Consider the following 18578-nt stretch of genomic DNA (forward strand, 5'->3'; position numbering starts at 1 on the left):
ACGAAGCTCAATGATGGCCTGCCTCACAACCAGCGGTACCACATAGGTTTGGTTGTGCCGTCGGCGGCTACGTTCGTCGAGCCCACTGGGTCCCTCCAGCTCATAGCGCTCGACCCACTTGTAGCCAGTCTTTCGGCTGATCTGATAGTCCTGGCACAGCCGGCTAAAGCTGTGCTTTTCGGATAGATACTCAGCGATGAACATCACTTTGAGGTCCATAGGTTTCAGCTCTCTCCAGGGCATGGTCAGATCCTCGCGAAATCGACCCTGCCAGTTAAAAACTGTTACCTATGTGCGTGAACTGATTTGTAACCCATGTGGGTGAGTCATACCGGCAAAAGCGTTTTGCTTACTTTTGCGCTTCTCAAAAGTGAGCCGCCGTCAGGGCGGAACCCTAAGTGGCCGTTACCGCAGCAACGGATATGCCCCCAATCAACAAATCCCAGCGCTCAGAACAGTACGGGGCTGCTGCGCACCCCAGCGGGAGCAAGCTCCCTCACCACGGGGTCCGCGTCAGCCCTTAACCCCCACTCATATTCATGAACCGCACAATCTGCACCTCCCCACCAGGATTGAAATCATGGCGCAAAGGTTTCCCGCGCAACGCTTGGCGCACCGCCTGAACAACCGGCTGGTCATCCAACGGATAACGCCGCAGCAGACCACGCAAATCAAGAGAATCCTCCTGCCCCAAGCACAACAACAAGCGCCCCTCGACGGTCATGCGCACGCGGTTGCAACTGGCGCAGAAGTTGTGGGTATTGGGCGAAATGAAACCGATCCGGGTATCCGGATGACGCTCCAGGCGCACATAGCGCGCCGGCCCGCCGCTGCTCTCGGCGCTGTCGAGCAGGCGATGATGGCGAGCGATCTCGGCCCGGACCTCATCGCTGGAACAGAACGACTCGAGCCGGGAACGCCCGACCTCCCCCAACGGCATCTCCTCGATAAAGCTGATATCGATGCCTTGGTCGATGGCGTACTGCACCAGCGCCGGGACTTCATCGAAGTTGCGTCCCTTCATGACCACACAGTTGAGCTTGATCCGCTCGAACCCGGCGACCTTCGCCGCTTCAATCCCGGCCAGCACCTGGTCCAGGTTGCCGTTACGGGTGATCGCCCGAAAACGCTCAGCGTCGAGGGTGTCGAGGCTGATGTTCATGCGCTTGACTCCAGCCTCGACGAGCGGCTGGGCCAATCGCCCCAACTGCGAGCCGTTGCTGGTCATCACCAGCTCCCGCAGGCCGGGCAGCGCCGCGATGTCGCGACACAACCCGACGATGCCCGGGCGGATCAGCGGCTCGCCACCGGTCAGGCGGATTTTCCTCACCCCCAGGCCGACGAACAGCCGCGCCAGGCGCTGCAACTCTTCCAGGGTCAAGACTTGCTGACGCGGCAGGAAGGTCATGTTTTTCGCCATGCAATACACACAACGAAAATCACAACGATCGGTCACCGATATCCGCAAATAATCGATCTGGCGCCCAAATCCGTCCTGCAACACCGCATTCATGAAGATCTCCTGATTGAGCCCGTGCTCACTGCACCAGCGGCGAGTCGGCGCCCTGAAGATGAATGCCGCGAATATCCGCCGCACCGATCAGGGTTTGCAGGTACTGCACCAGCGCCTTTTGCCAAACGCCCTGCTGCAACTGCGTGCGAATCGCGGTCGCCACAGCCTCATACGGCAACGGCTGGCCATCGATGCGCTGGTCGATGCTGATCACATGCCAGCCGTAGCGACTTTCCAGCGGCTTGCCCGCCAGGCCCGCCGGCAGGGTGAACAATTGGCGCTCCAGTTCAGGCACGGTCTGGCCCTTGCTGATCTGCCCCAGCGAGCCGCCCTGGGCCTTGGATGGACACGCCGAATACTTCAGCGCCAACTCGGCGAAGCTGCCGGGAAACTGATCGAGCCGTTCCAGCAACAATTCAGCCTGGACATGGGCCAGGCTGCGGGCCTCGGCATCGTCCGGCGCACATTCGAGCAGGATGTGCCGCACCGCCAGCAACGGCGCGCTGTGAAAGCGCGCCCGGTTGCTTTCGTAGTAACGCAGGCAGGTGGCCTCGTCACACTGCGGCACCTGCACCTCGCGTTCGAGCAACAGCCGCGTGGCTGCCTCTTCTTCGTTTTCACCGGCACCGACCTGCAACGCCAGGCCCAGCTCGGCGATACGCTGCTGGAGCAATTGGCGAATCACCAGGGCCCGAGCGGCCTGGTACACCGCATCCTCGCGACTGTCAGCCGGATGATACTGCAGCTCCTGGGCCATCGCCTGCGGGGTGATCGACACCCCGTTGACGCTGATGATCGGCCACTCCTGCTCACTGCTGGCAATCAACTCTGGCGCTTGATCTTCCACCACCGGCCCGGCCTGGGCCGGCTCGAACTGCACCGCCCCTACGGGTTCCACATCGACCACCGGCGGCACTTTTGCCGAGGAACCGCAACCACCGCCACCGCTACCACCGCCACATCCGCATCCACTCGCCATGATCTTCTCCTCAGAACTTCTGCCGAACGATTTGATAACGACGTCCCAGGTACCAGACCGGCGCACTGACGATGTGCACCAGACGAGTGAACGGGAACAACACGAACAAGGTCAGGCCCAGCACCACATGGAGCTTGTAGACCAGGCCCACCGGCGCTATCGCGGTAGCGGCTTCCACCGGCCGCAACAGCACGGTGTTCTGGGCCCAGTCGGCCAGCATCACCATCACCGAGCCGTCCATGTGCGCGGTAGACGCCACGATGGTCATCAACCCCAGCACCAACTGCACCAGCAGTACCACCAGCACCAGAATGTCCGAGGGATTGGACGTGGCACGGACCCGTGGGTCGGTCAGGCGGCGGTTGAGCAGCATCACCAGGCCGATCAGGCCCAGCACGCCGAAGAACCCACCGGAGACCATCGCCAGCAACTGCTTGTTCTCAGTGCTCAGCACATGGTGGTAGATCGCCGCCGGCGTCAGCAGGCCGACGAAGTGCCCGGCCAGCACGAACAGCACACCGACGTGGAACAGGTTGCTCGCCACGCGCATGCCGCGATTGCTCAGCATCTGGCTGGAACCGGCCTTCCAGGTGTACTGGGACAGGTCGAACCGTGCCCAACTGCCGAGCAAACAAATCGCCAGGGCGACATAGGGGTAGACCCCGAACAACAACAGATCCCATTTAGACATTACCCACCTCCCCGGCCGGCGCTGCGGCCAACCCTTCATGCTGAAAATCCACCCAGTGCAACGGCACCGCGCTTTCGTCCCGCGCCTTGCCTGGCGCGCTGGGCAGTGAACTGCAACGATCCTGCTGTTCGGCCTTCATGAAATCCACCTGCTCTTCTTCCCAGATCTTGTCCAGGGCTTCGAGAGAGTCGTCCCGGGGCTCGGCCTTCACTTGTTCGCGCAACTCGGCCACCGCCACCTGGGGTTCGGCGCCGGCGATTTGCAGCAAGGCCCGGAAGCAACTGGCGTAGGCGCTTTCACGTTCGTCCAGGCGCGCCGCGAGCAAGGCCAGCAGGTGCGCCACATCGGCCAGGCCCTCGCGGGCCTCGAGGTCTTCGCGGGTGGAAAGAAACTCCAAGTACAGCGGGATGTAGTCAGGTAGTTCCTTGACGCCGATGGCGAAACCGGCCTCTTCGTACTGGGCCATCATGTCGACCATGGCCTGGCCACGGTCGCGGGATTCGCCATGGACATGTTCGAACAGCAGCAGCGACAGCGAACGACCGCGGCCGAACAGCGCACCGTAGTGCTCCTGGCCATCCATCAAGTCCTTGCCGCAGATCACCTCCAGCAATTCAAACAGCCCGGCGCGCTGGTTGGGGCTGATTTCCCGTGCCTGGAGAATCGCTTGTTCCAGCTCATCCCGACCGGCCACCAGGGTCTCGGTCGGGTAGTCGAGCAGCAACGAAATCACCTTGAGAATGCGCATGCTCATTCCTCCCACAACTGCACGGTTTTGATCACGTCACGGCGGTTGGCCTTCTTGCCACCGAACATGTTGGTGTCGGAGCTGCCACTGCAACCGCTGCCAAAGCTGAAGCCGCAACCGGAGCGCTCGGCGAACGCGTCGCTCATGGCGTCTTCGCGGTGGGCGCTTGGTACGACGAAGCGGTCTTCGTAGTTGGCGATAGCCAGGTAGCGATACATCTCTTCCACCTGGTTCACGCTCAAGCCGACGTCGGCCAGCACTTGCAGGTCCTGCACGCCGTCGACTTGCTCGGAACGCTTGTAGGCCCGCATCGCCAGCAGACGCTTGAGGGCGCGCTTGACCGGTTTTTCGTCGCCGGCGGTGAGCATGTTCGCCAGGTAACGCAGCGGAATGCGCAGGCTGTCGACATCCGGGATCACCCCGTTCATGCCCACGGTACCGGCGGCGGCAGCGTTCTGGATCGGCGACAGCGGCGGCACGTACCAGACCATTGGCAAGGTGCGGTATTCCGGGTGCAGCGGCAGCGCGAGTTTCCAATCCACGGCCATTTTGTAGACCGGCGAGCGTTGCGCCGAGTCGATCACCGACTGCGGCACGCCATCGGCCAAGGCCTGGCGAATCACCGCTGGGTCGTTGGGGTCGAGGAAAATCTCCAGTTGCTTCTCGTACAGATCCTTTTCATCAGCGGTGCTCGCCACTTCGCTGATACGGTCGGCGTCATACAGCAGCACGCCGAGATAACGGATGCGGCCGACGCAGGTTTCAGCGCAGACCGTCGGCATCCCCGCTTCGATGCGCGGGTAGCAGAAGATGCATTTTTCCGACTTGCCGCTTTTCCAGTTGAAGTAGATTTTCTTGTACGGGCAGCCGCTGATGCACATGCGCCAGCCACGGCATTTCTCCTGGTCGATCAGGACGATGCCGTCCTCTTCGCGCTTGTAGATCGCCCCGCTCGGGCACGATGCCGCGCACGCCGGGTTCAGGCAGTGCTCGCACAAGCGCGGCAGGTACATCATGAAGGTGTTTTCGTACTCGCCGTAGATGTCCGCCTGGATCTTGTCGAAGTTCTTGTCCTTGCGCCGCTTGGCGAATTCGGTACCGAGGATTTCCTCCCAGTTCGGGCCCCATTCGATTTTCTGCATGCGCTTGCCAGACACCAGCGAACGCGGCCGTGCGGTGGGTTGATGCTCGCCCAGTGGCGCGGTGTGCAGGTGCTGGTAGTCGAAGTCGAACGGTTCGTAGTAATCGTCCAGGCTGGGCAGGTCCGGGTTGGCGAAGATGTTCGCCAGCACGCGGAACTTGCCGCCGATGCGCGGGTTGATCGAACCGTCGGCGTTGCGGACCCAGCCGCCCTTCCACTTGTCCTGGTTTTCCCACTCCTTGGGGTAGCCGATGCCCGGCTTGGATTCGACGTTGTTGAACCAGGCGTATTCCATGCCTTCGCGGCTGGTCCAGACGTTCTTGCACGTGATCGAGCAGGTGTGGCAGCCGATGCATTTGTCCAGGTTCAGGACCATGCCGATTTGTGAGCGAATCTTCATCTCAGTTCTCCTCGATATCAGTCGGCAGTGGACGCGGCAGATCATCGCCACTGGAACCGTCGAGCCAATCGACCTTGGCCATCTTGCGCACCACGACGAACTCGTCGCGGTTGCAACCGACCGTGCCGTAATAGTTGAAACCGTAGGCCTGCTGGGCGTAGCCACCGATCATGTGGGTGGGCTTGAGCACCACACGGGTCACCGAGTTGTGATGGCCGCCTCGGGTCTTGGTGGTTTCGGAACCTGGCACGTTCACGATCCGTTCCTGGGCGTGATACATCATCACCATGCCCTCCTTGACCCGCTGGCTGACCACCGCCCGGGCCGTCAGCGCGCCGTTGGCGTTGAAACACTCGATCCAGTCGTTGTCCTCGATGCCGGCGCGCTTGGCGTCGATTTCCGAGAGCCAGACAATCGGCCCGCCACGGCTCAAGGTCAGCATCAGCAGGTTGTCGCTGTAGGTGCTGTGGATGCCCCACTTCTGGTGTGGGGTGATCCAATTCAGGACGATCTCGGTCTCGCCATTGCTGCGCTTGCCCTTCACGCCGGCGATGGTGCGGGTGTTGACCGGTGGCCGATAACTCATCAGTTGCTCACCAAACGCCTGCATCCATGGGTGGTCCTGGTAGAACTGCTGGCGACCGGTGATGGTGCGCCATGGAATCGATTCGTGGACGTTGGTGTAGCCGGCGTTGTAGCTCACGTGATCGTCTTCCAGGCCGGACCAGGTCGGGCTGGAAATGATCTTGCGCGGCTGGGCCTGGATGTCGCGGAAACGAATGGCCTCGTGCTCCTTGGAGACGGCCAGGTGGCTGTGGTCGATGCCGGTGAATTCCGACAGGGCCGCCCAGGCCTTCACCGCGACATGGCCGTTGGTTTCCGGCGCCAGGGACAGGATCACTTCGGCGGCGTCGATGGCGCTGTCGATTTTTGGCCGCCCTTGGCTGATGCCCGCTTCGACCTCCTTGTGGTTCAGTTCGCCGAGGAATTTCACTTCAGTCTCGGTGTTCCAGTTGATGCCCTTGCCGCCGTTGCCGAGTTTTTCCAGCATCGGCCCCAGGGAGGTGAACTGCTTGTAGATGTTCGGGTAGTCGCGCTCCACCACCTGCAGGTTCGGCGCGTTCTTGCCCGGCACCGGCGCCACACCGGCGCTTTTCCAGTCGGTGCCGCCAAAGGGTTGGGCCAGCTCGCCGACGCTGTCATGCATCAACGGCACGGTGACCAGGTCTTTCTCGACGCCCAGGTGGCCGACCGACATGGCGGAAAATGCCTTGGCGATGCCTTTGTAGATTTCCCAGTCCGAACGCGACTCCCAGGCCGGATCGATGGCGGCCGACAGTGGGTGGATGAACGGGTGCATGTCCGAGGTGTTCATGTCGTCTTTTTCGTACCAGGTGGCGGTCGGCAAGACGATGTCGGAATACACGCAGGTCGAGGACATGCGGAAGTCCAGGGTGGTCACCAGGTCGAGCTTGCCAATGGCGCCCTCGTCGACCCATTCGGCTTCGGTGGGCTTGCACCCGGTGCTATGGCCGATGTCTTCGTTCATCACGCCGTTCTTGGTGCCCAGCAGGTACTTGAGCATGTATTCGTGGCCCTTGCCCGAAGAGCCCAGCAGGTTGGAGCGCCAGATGAACATGTTGCGCGGGAAGTTCACCGGACTGTCAGGCTGTTCGCAGGCAAAACGCAGGGAACCGTCCTGCAACGACTTGACCACGTAGTCCTTGGGCTCCAGGCCCGCGGCGGCGGCATCGCGACAGATGCGCAGCGGGTTGGTGTTGAGTTGCGGCGCGCTCGGCAGCCAGCCGGCCCGTTCGGCGCGGATGTTGTAGTCCAGGGCGTGCTCGGGGAACTGCGATTTGTCGGCCAGGGGCGAGAGCACGTCGTGCATGCTCATCTTCTCGTGGCGCCATTGCGAGCTGTGGCCATAGAAGAAGCTGGTGCCGTTCATCTGCCGTGGCGGACGGTTCCAGTCCAGGCCGAAGGCCAGGGGCAGCCAGCCGCATTGCGGACGGAGTTTTTCCTGGCCGACATAGTGGGCCCAGCCGCCGCCGGTCTGGCCGACGCAACCGCAGAGCATGAGCATGTTGATCAGCCCGCGGTAGTTCATGTCCATGTGATACCAGTGGTTCATCGCCGCACCGACGATGATCATCGAGCGTCCACGGGTCTTGTCGGCGTTGTCGGCGAACTCGCGGGCGATCTGGATCGCCTTCTCGCGGCTCACACCAGTGATCTGCTCCTGCCAGGCCGGGGTGCCGGGCACCGAAGCGTCGTCATAGTCCTTGGCAACGTTGGCGCCGCCCAGGCCACGGTCGATGGCCAGGTTGGCCGCCGACAGGTCGAACACGGTGGCGACTTTCGCCACGCTGCCGTCGGCCAGCACCACGCTGTGCACCGGCACCCGCCGGAACTGCACCGCGTCACCGGCCACATGCTGGAAGTACTCCTGGGCTTCGCCGGCGAAGTACGGGAACGCCACCTCGGCGACGTCGCCGCCGATCAGGCTCAGCTTGAGGTCGATCTCACGCCCCTCGCCGCCTTCACGGGAGAGGATGTTCCACTTGCCCTTCTCGCCCCAGCGATAGCCGATGGAGCCTTGGGGCGAGACCAGTTCGCCACTGGCATCCAGGGCGATGGTTTTCCATTCCGGGTTGTTCTCCTGGCCGAGGTTGTCGGTCAAGTCACTGGCCCGCAGGAAACGGTCTGGCTGGTAACCCGCGCCCGGCGCCGCGCCAAGCATCGGCTTGAGCATCACCAGCACCGGCAGGTCGGTGTAGCGCTTGGCGTACTCGGTGAAATAGGCGCTGGGCTTGTCCAGGTGGAATTCTTTGAAGATCACATGGTTGAAGGCCTGGGCCAGCGCGGCGTCGGTGCCCTGCTTGGGGTTGAGCCACAGGTCGGTGAGCTTGGCGACTTCCGAGTAGTCCGGGGTGATCGCCACGGTCTTGGTGCCCTTGTAGCGCACCTCGGTGAAGAAGTGGGCGTCGGGAGTACGGGTCTGCGGGACGTTGGAGCCCCAGGCAATGATGTAGTTGGAGTTGTACCAGTCGGCCGATTCCGGCACGTCGGTCTGCTCGCCCCACACCATTGGCGAAGCGGGCGGCAGGTCGCAATACCAGTCGTAGAAGCTCAGGCACACGCCACCGATCAGCGACAGGTAACGCGAGCCGGCGGCATAGCTGACCATCGACATGGCCGGGATCGGCGAGAAACCCACCACCCGGTCCGGGCCGTGCGTCTTGACGGTGTAGACGTTGGCGGCGGCGATGATCTCGTTGACTTCTTCCCAGTTGGAACGGATGAAGCCGCCCATGCCGCGCTTGCTCTTGTACGAGTCGGCCTTGGCCTTGTTCTCGACGATGCTGGCCCACGCTTCGACAGGCTGCAGGCTCTGCCGGGCTTCGCGCCACAGCTTGAGCAACGGCTTGCGGATCTTCGGGTACTTGAGCCGGTTGGCGCTGTAGATGTACCAGCTGTAGCTCGCGCCACGCGGGCAGCCGCGGGGTTCGTGGTTGGGCAGGTCATTGCGGGTGCGCGGGTAGTCGGTCTGCTGGGTTTCCCAGGTGATCAGGCCGTTCTTGACGTAGATTTTCCACGAGCACGAACCGGTGCAGTTCACCCCATGGGTGGAGCGCACGATCTTGTCGTACTGCCAGCGCGAACGGTAGACGTTTTCCCAGTCGCGGGACTCCTTGCGGGTCTCGCCATGGCCGTCTGAAAACTCGCCTTGCTTGCGGTTGAAGAACCGCAGTTGATCCAGTAAATGACTCACAGTGTCTTCCTCTCAGGCTTGCTCCGCGGGGTCTGCGCCCCGCCCACGCAGGTTTAGGTTCGGCTTAGCAAGGTGTCGCGGCGCCCTTGCGGGCATACCACCACCAGGTCACCACGATGCAGCTCAGGTAGAAGCCGACGAACATGTAGAAGGCCATCTCCGGGCCGCCGGTCAGGGCCATCGAAGAACCAAATGACTTGGGAATGAAGAACGCACCGAAGGCGCCCATGGCCGAACTGAAACCCAGCACCGCGGCTGATTCCTTGCCGGCGTTCTTGATCGCTTGCTCGCGCACCTCGGGCTTTTTCCCCAGGGCGGCTTTTTCATGCAGGGTGCGGAAGATCACCGGGATCATGCGGAATGTGGAACCGTTGCCCACGCCGGTGGTGATGAACAGCAACATGAACATGCCCAGGAAGCCGTAGAAGTTGCCGCCCTGGCCACCTTGTGGCAGGAAGTGCAAGACGCCGAACACCATCACGATCATCAACACGAAATTCCACAGGGTGACCTTCGCACCGCCGAGCTTGTCCGCCAGCCAACCGCCCAGCGGCCGCACCAGCGCGCCCACCAGCGGGCCAAGGAAGGCGAATTTCAGGGCGATGACGTCCGGGAACGAGGTCTTGATCAGCAGCGGGAACGCGGCGGAGAAACCAATGAACGAGCCGAAGGTCGCCAGGTACAACCAGCACATCAGCCAGTTGTGCTTGCGCTTGAAGATCACCGCCTGCTCGCTGAACGATGCGCGGGCGCTGGACAAATCGTTCATGCCGAACCAGGCAATCAAGGTGACGGCGAGGATGAACGGCACCCAGATGAAACCGGCGTTCTGCAGCCACAGCGAGCTGCCATCGGCCAGCACCTGAGGCTGGCCGCCCATGAAACCGAACACACCGAAGGAGATCACCAGGGGCACGCTGAACTGCATCACCGACACGCCCAGGTTACCCAGCCCGGCGTTCAGGCCCAGGGCGGTACCCTGTTGGGACTTGGGGTAGAAGAAGCTGATGTTGGACATGCTCGAGGCGAAGTTGCCGCCACCAAAACCGCAGAGCAGCGCGATCAGCACGAACACGCTGTAGGGCGTGGCCGGGTTCTGCACCGCGAAGCCCATCCACAGCGCTGGCAGCAGCAGCGACGCGGTGCTCAGGGCCGTCCAGCGACGGCCACCGAAGATCGGCACCATGAACGAATAGAAGATGCGCAAGGTCGCGCCCGACAACCCCGGCAACGCCGCCAGCCAGAACAACTGGTCAGTGGTGAAACTGAAGCCAATGGCGTTGAGGCGCACAATCACCGTGCTCCAGACCATCCAGACCGCGAAGGCCAAGAGCAGCGCAGGAATCGAGATCCACAGGTTGCGCCGGGCGGTCAGCTTGCCGCTACTGCCCCAGAAAGCAGGGTCTTCCGGACGCCAGTCATGAATGACCGGGCCTTTTTCAGGCGTTTGCAGAACGGACATGTTCTTCTCCTTGGGCAATGCTGGAAAACGGGGATTGGCTGGCCGGCGACTGTTTACCCAGCAGCGGGCGCTTGCGCATTTCGCTGAAGTACATCCAGGTCAGGGAGACCCAGACCACGCCGTACATCAACATGAAGCAGGACGAGCGCACGCCGGTGAGGTCCACCAGGGCGCCGAACATGATCGGCAGCACGAACCCGCCCAAGCCGCCGGCCAGGCCGACGATGCCGGACACTGCGCCCATGTTTTTCGGGTAATCATTGGCGATGTACTTGAAGACCGAGGCCTTGCCGAACGCGAAGGCGATGCCCATCACGAACAGCAGCACGGTGAACAGCGTGGCGTTGAGGCCGATATGGAAGTCGACGATGCCGTTGACGGTTTGCACTTGCAGTTGGGTCTGGGGGTAGGACAGCAGGAACAGGCAGATCCAGCTCACCCACAACACCCACCAGGTCACGCTCTGGGCGCCCCAGCGGTCGGACATCCAGCCACCGACGGCCCGCAGCACGCCGCCAGGCAGGGAGAAACAGGCCGCCAACAGCGCTGCGCTTTGCAGGCTGAAGCCGTATTCCTGCACGTAGTATTTGGTCATCCACAAGGCCAGGGCCACGTAGCCGCCGAACACGATCGAGTAGTACTGGCAGTAGCGCCACACGGCCGGCTCTTTCAGGGTTTTCAACTGCTCGCGCAAGGTGGCGCCGCCGGTGCCGCTGTGTTCCTTTTTCTCGCTGGTGAGAAACCAGAACAGCAGCGCGGTGATGAACAGGATGGCGCTGAACACCTTGGGCACCAGGTGCCAGGAGCCGAACGCGATCAGGGCCGGGGCGAGGAACTTGGTCACCGCCGCACCAGCGTTGCCGGCACCGAAGACGCCCATGGCGAAGCCCTGGTTCTGCTTGTCGAACCACTTGGCGACGTAGGCGATGCCCACCGAGAACGAGCCGCCGGCCAGGCCGACGAACAGGCCCAGCACCAGGAATTGCCAGAAGGCCGTGGCGAGGGTGATCAGGTACAGCGGCAACACACAGGCCAGCATCAGCAGAAAGAACACGATCCGTCCGCCAAAACGGTCGGTCAAAAGCCCCAGGGGCAAGCGCACCAGCGAACCGGTCAGCACCGGCGTAGCGGCCAGCAGGCCGAATTGGGTTTCGTTGAGGGCCAGCAGTTCCTTGATCGGAACGCCGAGCACGGCAAACATCATCCAGACCATGAAGCACACGGTGAAGGCCAGGGTACTCATCCCTAGTACCAGCCCTTGTTGCACTTGCGCTCGCATCACGATGCACTCCGTCAGTTCGATTGAGCGCAGCCTAGTGACAGGGCCCCGCAAAAACTTGACCTGGGTCAACGTGCCTCGGGGCGGTACAGGCCTATGCTTGGCCCGTCTACCTCCAAGGAGGTAGACCTGGATATCGATGAACCCCTTTGTTTATCAATATCTTGATCCAGTTGGCCGAGGCCTTTATGGAAACGGAACGGCCAGCAACTCTTTAGAGGTAGTGCGCCCAGGATCGGCTGCTACACCCCCAGGTCCAGGGCGCCCCCCTATGTTCGGTTCACCGTTTTGCCTCCCAGGCCCGCGTCGATGATGGGTTGGTTGCGCAGTTCCCTGCCCGCTCGCGCCGGGCTGGCAGTGATCCTGATCGCCATCCTGGCTCTGGCCAGCTCCTTGAGCGCCGGGTTGATCGCCTGGTTCAGCCAGGGCGACGCCGCGGCCATCAACACCGCCGGTTCCGTGCGCATGGAGACCTACCACCTGAGTTGGAAACTGGCGGCAGGGGCCACCGACGACATCCCGGCGATCATCGACAGCCTGCAACAACGCCTCGACAGCCCGGCCCTGCGCGCCGTGCTGGAAGATGGGCCGGAAACCTCCCTGCACAAAAGCTATCGCGACCTCATCCAGCGCTGGAACCAGACCTTGCGCCCGGCCATCGAGCGCGGCGATTCGGCGTTTTTCCAAAGCAGCGCCTCTTCTTTCGTTGAGCAACTGGACCAGTTCGTCACCCTGCTGCAACGCCAGAGCGAACACAAACAAGGCTGGCAACAGACGATCCAAGGCATGGCGCTGTTCAGCACCATGATCATCCTGCTGATCGGCCTGTATGAATTGCAGTACGGCGTGGTCACGCCCTTGCAGGAACTGGTGGACGCCACCCAGCGCTTTCGCCGTGGCGAATTCCAGGTGCGGGTCAACCATCAGTCCGAGGATGAGCTGGGGCAGTTGGCGACCAGTTTCAACACCATGGCCGAGACCATCGAGCAATCCCACCGCACCCTGGAAAACCAGGTCCAGCAAAAGACCCTGAACCTGCAACAGGCCAACGCCGCCCTCGAACTGCTGTACCAGAGCAGTCGCAGCCTGGCGACGCGACAGGCCAATGCCGAAGGCCTGGATGAGTTGATCCGGCGCTTCCAGCAGCGCTTGCCGGGGCTACGCCTGACGCTGTGCCTGCAAGGGCAATTGCAGGCCCCGGCCAGGCACCTGCTAGCCCTCCATGGCGCCGCCAGCCGCCAGGTCTGCGCCAGCAGCGATTGCGCCGGTTGCCACCGGCATAACGCCGCCCGCCCGCAGGCCTTCAGCATCAGTAACCAAGGCACCGAACTGGGTGAACTCAAGGCGCATTTCGTCGACGGTCACGCGGCACAACCCTGGGAAACCGAGTTGATCCAGGCCCTGGCCAACCTGATCGGCACGTCGCTGTCCCTCAAGCGCCAGCGCGAACAGGACCATCGCCTGCTGCTGCTCGACGAACGCACGATCATTGCCCGCGAGCTGCACGACTCCCTGGCCCAGGCCTTGTCGTACATGAAGCTGCAAGTCAGCCGCATGCAGACCCTGATGCGCCGGGGCGAACCGGTGCAAACCCTGGAGACCGTCACCGGCGAGCTGCGCGAGGGGCTGAACAATGCCTATCGGCAACTGCGTGAGCTGCTCACCACCTTCCGCCTGCAAATCCACGACGACGGCCTGGTCGAGGAACTCAAGGACACCGCCGAAGAGTTCTCCAACCGCGGGGACTTCCAGGTGCACCTGTTCGTCGACACCCTGGCCTTCGAGCTGTCGGCCAGCGAGCAGATCCACATCCTGCAGATCACCCGCGAAGCCCTGTCCAACTGCCTGCGCCACGCCCATGCCGAGAACGCCTGGCTCGAATTGCGCCAGGAAGGCGAGACCGTACGCCTGTCGATCGAAGACGATGGCCGGGGCTTCAGTGGCGAGGTCGACCAGCGCGAACACCATGGCCTGAACATCATGAACGAGCGGGCCCGCAGCCTGCACGGCCAACTGCAGATTCACTCCCGTACACCCCAGGGCACCCGTATCCAGGTGCATTTCCAACCGGAATTCCTGGGCCAACCCACCGAAGGCATCGCAACATGAACGCCCCCCTGCGTCACACCCTGCTACTGGTCGACGATCACCCGATGATGCGTCGCGGGATCCGCCAGATGCTTGAGCTCGAAGACGACTTGCAGATCGTTGGCGAAGCCAGCCACGGCGAAGAAGCCCTGAGCCTGATCGAACCGCTCAAGCCCGACCTGGTGTTGCTGGACAACAACATGCCGCAGATGAACGGCATCGAGACCCTGCGCCGGCTGCGCGCCATGCACTACACCGGCAAGGTGCTGTTGTTCACCGTGTCCGATGCCGAGGACGACATCCGCGATGCCCTGCGCCTGGACGCCAACGGCTACCTGCTCAAGGATATGGAGCCGGAACTGCTGATCCAGTACATCCGCGACGCCCTCAACGGTGCCCTGGTGATCAGTCCCGGGCTGACCCGCGTCATGGCCCAGGCCCTGCGCTCGCCGCCGCGCCAGGCCGATGTGGAACTGACCGAACGCGAACGCCAGGTGCTCAAGACCATCGCCGGCGGCTACAGCAACAAGGTCATCGGCCACAAGCTGGGCATCACCGAAGGCACGGTCAAGGTCCATGTGAAGAACCTGCTGCACAAGCTCGGCCTGCGCTCGCGGGTGGAGGCGGCGGTGTGGGCGATGGAACATTTGCGCGGGGCGGGCTAGCCCAGCCAACACATACCCCTGTGGGAGCGAGCTTGCTCGCGATAGCGGTGGGTCAGCCTGCGGCGATGTCGGCTGTGCAGCCGTCATCGCGAGCAAGCTCGCTCCCACAGGGTTTGTGCCTTGATGGAGAGGCCCTCCCTCTTCCGAGGTAAGCCTGCGGAGGCATAGGCCGGCGGCGACTTGGGCCCTACCATGACGGCACGCGGAGGTACGCCATGCTGACCCACCCTTCCATCGTTTTACTGTTGCGTCGTCATCACCTGTTCAGCCAGTTGCCGGAGCGGGTCTTTGAGGATGTCTGCAACCTGGCCGTGCTCAAGCGCCTGGGTTGCAACAGCACGCTCATGCACCAGGGCGACCCGGCCAAGCGGTTTTTCTTGCTGGTCAGTGGCCAGATCAAGCTGTTCCGGGTCACCGGCGAGGGCCAGGAGAACCTGGTGGAAATCATCCAGCCCGGGCAGACCTTCGCCGAGGCCCTGCTGTTCAGCCAGGCCCGTTGCTACCCGGTCAGTGCATCGGCGATCAAGGACAGCGTGCTGGTGAGTATCGAAGGCACCCATTACCGCAAGGTCCTGGAAGACCAGCCCAAGGTCTGCCTGGCGATTCTGGCGAGCATGAGCATCCACCTGCACCAGCGTCTCAAGGACATCGATAACCTGACCCTGGCCAGCGCCAGTCGGCGGGTCATCAACTTTTTGCTCCAGGAGCGCGATCCACGGGACGGCCAGGTGGTCCTGCAGGTTTCCAAACGCCTGGTGGCCTCCAAGCTGGGGATCCAGCCGGAAACCTTTTCGCGGATTCTTCATCGTCTGGTGGACGGCGGCCTGATCGCCATGGAGCGGCGCAACATTCGCATCCTGGCCGAAGAGGAGCTGGAGGCTTACCAGCAGTAGGAGCTGTCGAGTGTAACGAGGCTGCGATCTTTCCCCAGACACTTGAGTCTCAAGCAAAAGATCGCCCCCCCTTCAACTGCCTGATACACCGCGGGCTCAGGCTTTGGGGCTGCTTCGCAGCCCAACGGGGATAAATCCCCTCGCCACAGGGGTGTGTGGGCCCTTTACTCGCCATTCGGCCTATCGATTTCATCAACCCCTATCATCGCTATCAACCGCTCAAACAGCGCATCGCCCTCCTCTTGCGTGCAATCGACCCCAAAACGCTTGCGCCAGCCCAACTGACTCAAAATCACATGCACATCCGCCTCCAGGTCATGCTGCTGCAAACACGCCTGCACGCACTGTAACGGGCAACCGTCCAGGGCAATGATCCGTCGCCCCAATCGTGCCTTGTTGACCAGTGGCGCCACATGCCCACCCACGCCAACGATGCAGGACATTTCGGCCAGGCCGGCGCGGTCCAGGCGCAGGGCGACGGTGTTGGCCAGTTGCGCCACGTTGGAACAACCGGAACAGGAGTACACCAAGGGCAATACGCTTGGGGCTTTCATCACACCGCTGCCAACCCCTTGCCCGCCCGTTCCAGATTGCGCCATAACCACGGTGGCAATACGTCCGGGTCGAGGCTGTCGATCAGGTTTTTCAAAGCCAGCCCCAGTTCGGTGTCGCCCTCGATCACCAACCGCCGCCGGAAGAACAGCGTATCGGGGTCCTCCTGACGACTGGCCAGCAACAGAAACTCACGCCAGTTGCCACTGATGGTGACCTGGGCCTCGGCGCGCTCGGCGATGCGCAATCCATCCCGCGCCAGGGTCAGGTACCAGCACAACTTCAAGTCGGGCACCCGCAGGCACAACCAGCGCCCACGCAGCACATCGAACCCGCCATCGCGCAGCGGCTCGGCCAGGCAGCGATTGAGCGCCTGCTGCAACGCCAGGCGCTGCACCACGAACGGCACCTTGCCCATCAGGGGCAGCAAGCGATCAGCGCCCTTGAGCACCCACTTCTTCGGACTCAACACAGGCCTGCCTCCTCTACCTTCAACATGCCGGCATGGCCGTGCCAGTAACCGTTGCACCCGTCGACGAACAGCGGCGGTGCCTCGCCCTGGCGAACCTTGTCGAAGGCCGTGACCACCTCGGCCATGCCCTGGGCGCGCGGGCTCAACCGCAGCAGGTCGGCGCCGCAGGCCAGCAGCGCGTGGTAATCGGCCAGCAGGTTGGTCACCTCGCCGGACATCGTCTGGATGCCGTTGAGGGTGAACAACTGTTGGCCTTCCTGACTGCTCAACGCCAGGCCGTCGGGGTAGTTGATGCAACAGAACTGACAGTCGTCCTTGGGTCGGTTTTCGGCCCGGGCGGTAAAGCAGCGCGCCGAGTACGCCAAGGGCAGATGACCATAGGAAAAAATCTCCACATCAGGCACCTCGCGGTCCATCTCCCGCACCTGCTCCAGCACGTCGCCGATCAGCGCCGCCGAGCACTCCACGGGCGGCACCCAGCGGATCATGCCACTGTCGAGCAATTGCCCCAGGGCATGACCGTTGTACAGGTTCAGCGCCGGGCCGCCCACGAAGGGCAGCTTGCGTTCGGCCAGGAACTGCACCGCGCCCATGTCGTTGGCTTCCACCAACAATTGGCCGTTGTCACACAGGCGTCGCAGCGAAGACAGCTCCGAGGCCGCTTCGATCAGCGTCAAGCTCGACAACACGATCTGCGCCTGGCTACACGCTTGCAGCTCGCGCCCCAGGCCCAGCCATTGATCCAGGGAAAACGCCCGGCGCTTCGAGCATACGGTTTCCCCCAGGTAAATCACGTCCAGCGGCAAGGCCGACATCTCGGCATAGAAATTCCCCAGTTGCACTTTGTCCCAGTAAAACAGGACCGGTCCCAGGCTGAGTTTCATCTGGCCTCCTTCATTGCCATGATCGATGGTAGGCACCCAGGGTGGTCTGGCTGCCTTCGGACAGACCGGCCAGCACCTGGCGCCATTCTTCCCGCACTCGGAACCGTTGCGGCGCGGCCCGGTGGGCGTCCAGCGCGGCGCGCCAGACCCGGGTCACTTGTTCAACGTAGGCCGGGCTGCGTTGACGGCCTTCGATCTTCACCGCCTCAACGCCGATGGCCGTCAGTTCCGGCAGCAGGTCGAGGGTATCGAGGCTGGTGGGTTCTTCCAGTGCATGGAAGCGCTTGCCACCCACCAGGAAGCGGCCCTTGCACAGGGTCGGGTAACCGGCCGGTTCTTCGGGGGTGTAGCGGTCGATCAGCACCTCGCTCAAGCGGGCGCTGAGGCCTTGGGCGTCCTCGCTCCAGCGTACCGCCTTGGCGGGCGAGCAGACGCCGCACAGGTTCGGCGATTCGCCGGTGATGTAGGAAGACAAGTGGCAACGGCCCTCGGCCATGATGCACAGGCTGCCGAAACCGAAGACTTCGATAGGTACCGGGCTGCCCGCTGCCACCTGCCGCACCTGGGCCAGGGACAGTACCCGCGGCAGCACCGCGCGACGGATGTCATAGCGCTGGGCGTAAAAAGCCAGGGCCGCGGCGTGGGTCGCCGAGCCTTGTACCGACAGGTGCAGCGCCAGTTTCGGATGGCGCTCGCTGGCGTAGCCGAGCACGCCGGGGTCGGCGGCGATCAGGGCGTCCACGCCGAAATCGGCGGCACGGTCCACGGCCCGTTGCCAGCGCTCCCAGCCCTTGGGTTGCGGGTAAGTATTGACCGCCACGTACAGTTTGCGTTGGTGCTGACGGATATGCGCGACTGCGGCGTCGAACTGTTTGTCGTCCATGTTCAGCCCGGCGAAGTGCCGGGCATTGGTGTCATCGCGAAAGCCGACATAGACGGCATCGGCGCCTTGGCGCACCGCCGCTTTGAGGGCAGGCAGATTCCCTGCCGGGCAAACCAGTTGCATGGGGCATCCTCGTGAAAAAACTAAGGCCGC

At 62.7% G+C, this 18578-nt stretch carries 16 protein-coding genes; 3 read left to right on the forward strand and 13 right to left on the reverse strand.

What is annotated here, in order from left to right:
- From BLQ55_RS02495 to BLQ55_RS02535, 9 genes are all read right to left on the reverse strand, one after another.
- On the reverse strand, positions 1-243 hold a 243-nt coding region (locus tag BLQ55_RS02495; protein WP_139271909.1), incomplete at its 3' end, for a helix-turn-helix domain-containing protein.
- A gap of 277 nt (positions 244-520) precedes the next feature.
- Positions 521-1513: a GTP 3',8-cyclase MoaA gene (gene moaA, locus BLQ55_RS02500; RefSeq protein ID WP_092252137.1), complete on the reverse strand. Its 993-nt coding sequence runs from the start codon at positions 1511-1513 to the stop codon at positions 521-523.
- Between the two features lie 25 nt (positions 1514-1538).
- On the reverse strand, positions 1539-2492 hold the full coding sequence (locus BLQ55_RS02505; protein ID WP_092252139.1) for a peptidylprolyl isomerase: 954 nt from the start codon (positions 2490-2492) through the stop codon (positions 1539-1541).
- 10 nt (positions 2493-2502) lie between these two features.
- Entirely contained in the window at positions 2503-3183 is a 681-nt protein-coding gene (gene narI / locus BLQ55_RS02510) for a respiratory nitrate reductase subunit gamma (protein ID WP_092252141.1), read from the reverse strand.
- Positions 3176-3931 (reverse strand): nitrate reductase molybdenum cofactor assembly chaperone, encoded by a 756-nt coding sequence (narJ, locus tag BLQ55_RS02515; RefSeq protein WP_092252143.1) that lies wholly within the window; start codon positions 3929-3931, stop codon positions 3176-3178. The genes narI and narJ overlap by 8 nt, the downstream gene beginning before the upstream one ends.
- Positions 3932-3933: 2 nt before the next feature.
- Positions 3934-5472 (reverse strand): nitrate reductase subunit beta, encoded by a 1539-nt coding sequence (gene narH, locus BLQ55_RS02520; protein ID WP_060742099.1) that lies wholly within the window; start codon positions 5470-5472, stop codon positions 3934-3936.
- 1 nt (position 5473) lies between these two features.
- A complete protein-coding gene (locus BLQ55_RS02525) occupies positions 5474-9247 on the reverse strand; it encodes a nitrate reductase subunit alpha (protein ID WP_092252145.1) in 3774 nt (1257 codons plus the stop codon).
- A gap of 64 nt (positions 9248-9311) precedes the next feature.
- Positions 9312-10709 carry a NarK family nitrate/nitrite MFS transporter gene (locus BLQ55_RS02530; RefSeq protein ID WP_092252147.1) on the reverse strand — a complete coding sequence of 466 codons (1398 nt, stop codon included), beginning with the start codon at positions 10707-10709 and terminating at the stop codon, positions 9312-9314.
- Positions 10687-11988 (reverse strand): MFS transporter, encoded by a 1302-nt coding sequence (locus tag BLQ55_RS02535; protein ID WP_371128515.1) that lies wholly within the window; start codon positions 11986-11988, stop codon positions 10687-10689. The genes BLQ55_RS02530 and BLQ55_RS02535 overlap by 23 nt, the downstream gene beginning before the upstream one ends.
- 309 nt (positions 11989-12297) lie before the next feature.
- Here BLQ55_RS02535 and BLQ55_RS02540 point away from each other — a divergent pair, with 309 nt between their 5' ends.
- The 3 genes from BLQ55_RS02540 to BLQ55_RS02550 all read left to right on the forward strand — a co-directional run bounded on the left by BLQ55_RS02540 (position 12298) and on the right by BLQ55_RS02550 (position 15634).
- Positions 12298-14097, forward strand: a complete 1800-nt coding sequence (locus tag BLQ55_RS02540; protein WP_092252151.1) for a HAMP domain-containing protein — start codon at positions 12298-12300, stop codon at positions 14095-14097.
- On the forward strand, positions 14094-14741 hold the full coding sequence (gene narL, locus BLQ55_RS02545; protein ID WP_057451904.1) for a two-component system response regulator NarL: 648 nt from the start codon (positions 14094-14096) through the stop codon (positions 14739-14741). The genes BLQ55_RS02540 and narL overlap by 4 nt, the downstream gene beginning before the upstream one ends.
- Positions 14742-14956: 215 nt before the next feature.
- Complete coding sequence (locus BLQ55_RS02550; RefSeq protein ID WP_092252153.1) at positions 14957-15634, forward strand: Crp/Fnr family transcriptional regulator; 678 nt, start codon at positions 14957-14959, stop codon at positions 15632-15634.
- A gap of 164 nt (positions 15635-15798) precedes the next feature.
- On the opposite strand, the gene BLQ55_RS02555 is transcribed toward BLQ55_RS02550, so the two are convergent.
- The 4 genes from BLQ55_RS02555 to BLQ55_RS02570 are packed head-to-tail and all read right to left on the reverse strand — an operon-like array spanning position 15799 to position 18548.
- Positions 15799-16188 carry a putative zinc-binding protein gene (locus BLQ55_RS02555; protein WP_092252155.1) on the reverse strand — a complete coding sequence of 130 codons (390 nt, stop codon included), beginning with the start codon at positions 16186-16188 and terminating at the stop codon, positions 15799-15801.
- On the reverse strand, positions 16188-16658 hold the full coding sequence (locus BLQ55_RS02560; RefSeq protein WP_092252157.1) for a ubiquinone anaerobic biosynthesis accessory factor UbiT: 471 nt from the start codon (positions 16656-16658) through the stop codon (positions 16188-16190). The genes BLQ55_RS02555 and BLQ55_RS02560 overlap by 1 nt, the downstream gene beginning before the upstream one ends.
- Complete coding sequence (locus BLQ55_RS02565) at positions 16652-17542, reverse strand: U32 family peptidase (protein WP_092252159.1); 891 nt, start codon at positions 17540-17542, stop codon at positions 16652-16654. Before BLQ55_RS02565 ends, BLQ55_RS02560 begins: the two co-directional genes overlap by 7 nt.
- A gap of 10 nt (positions 17543-17552) precedes the next feature.
- Complete coding sequence (locus BLQ55_RS02570) at positions 17553-18548, reverse strand: ubiquinone anaerobic biosynthesis protein UbiU (protein WP_092252161.1); 996 nt, start codon at positions 18546-18548, stop codon at positions 17553-17555.
- Positions 18549-18578: the final 30 nt, after the last annotated feature.

This window comes from Pseudomonas sp. NFACC13-1 (assembly GCF_900104425.1).
In the GTDB taxonomy this organism is placed as follows: domain Bacteria; phylum Pseudomonadota; class Gammaproteobacteria; order Pseudomonadales; family Pseudomonadaceae; genus Aquipseudomonas; species Aquipseudomonas fluorescens_AA.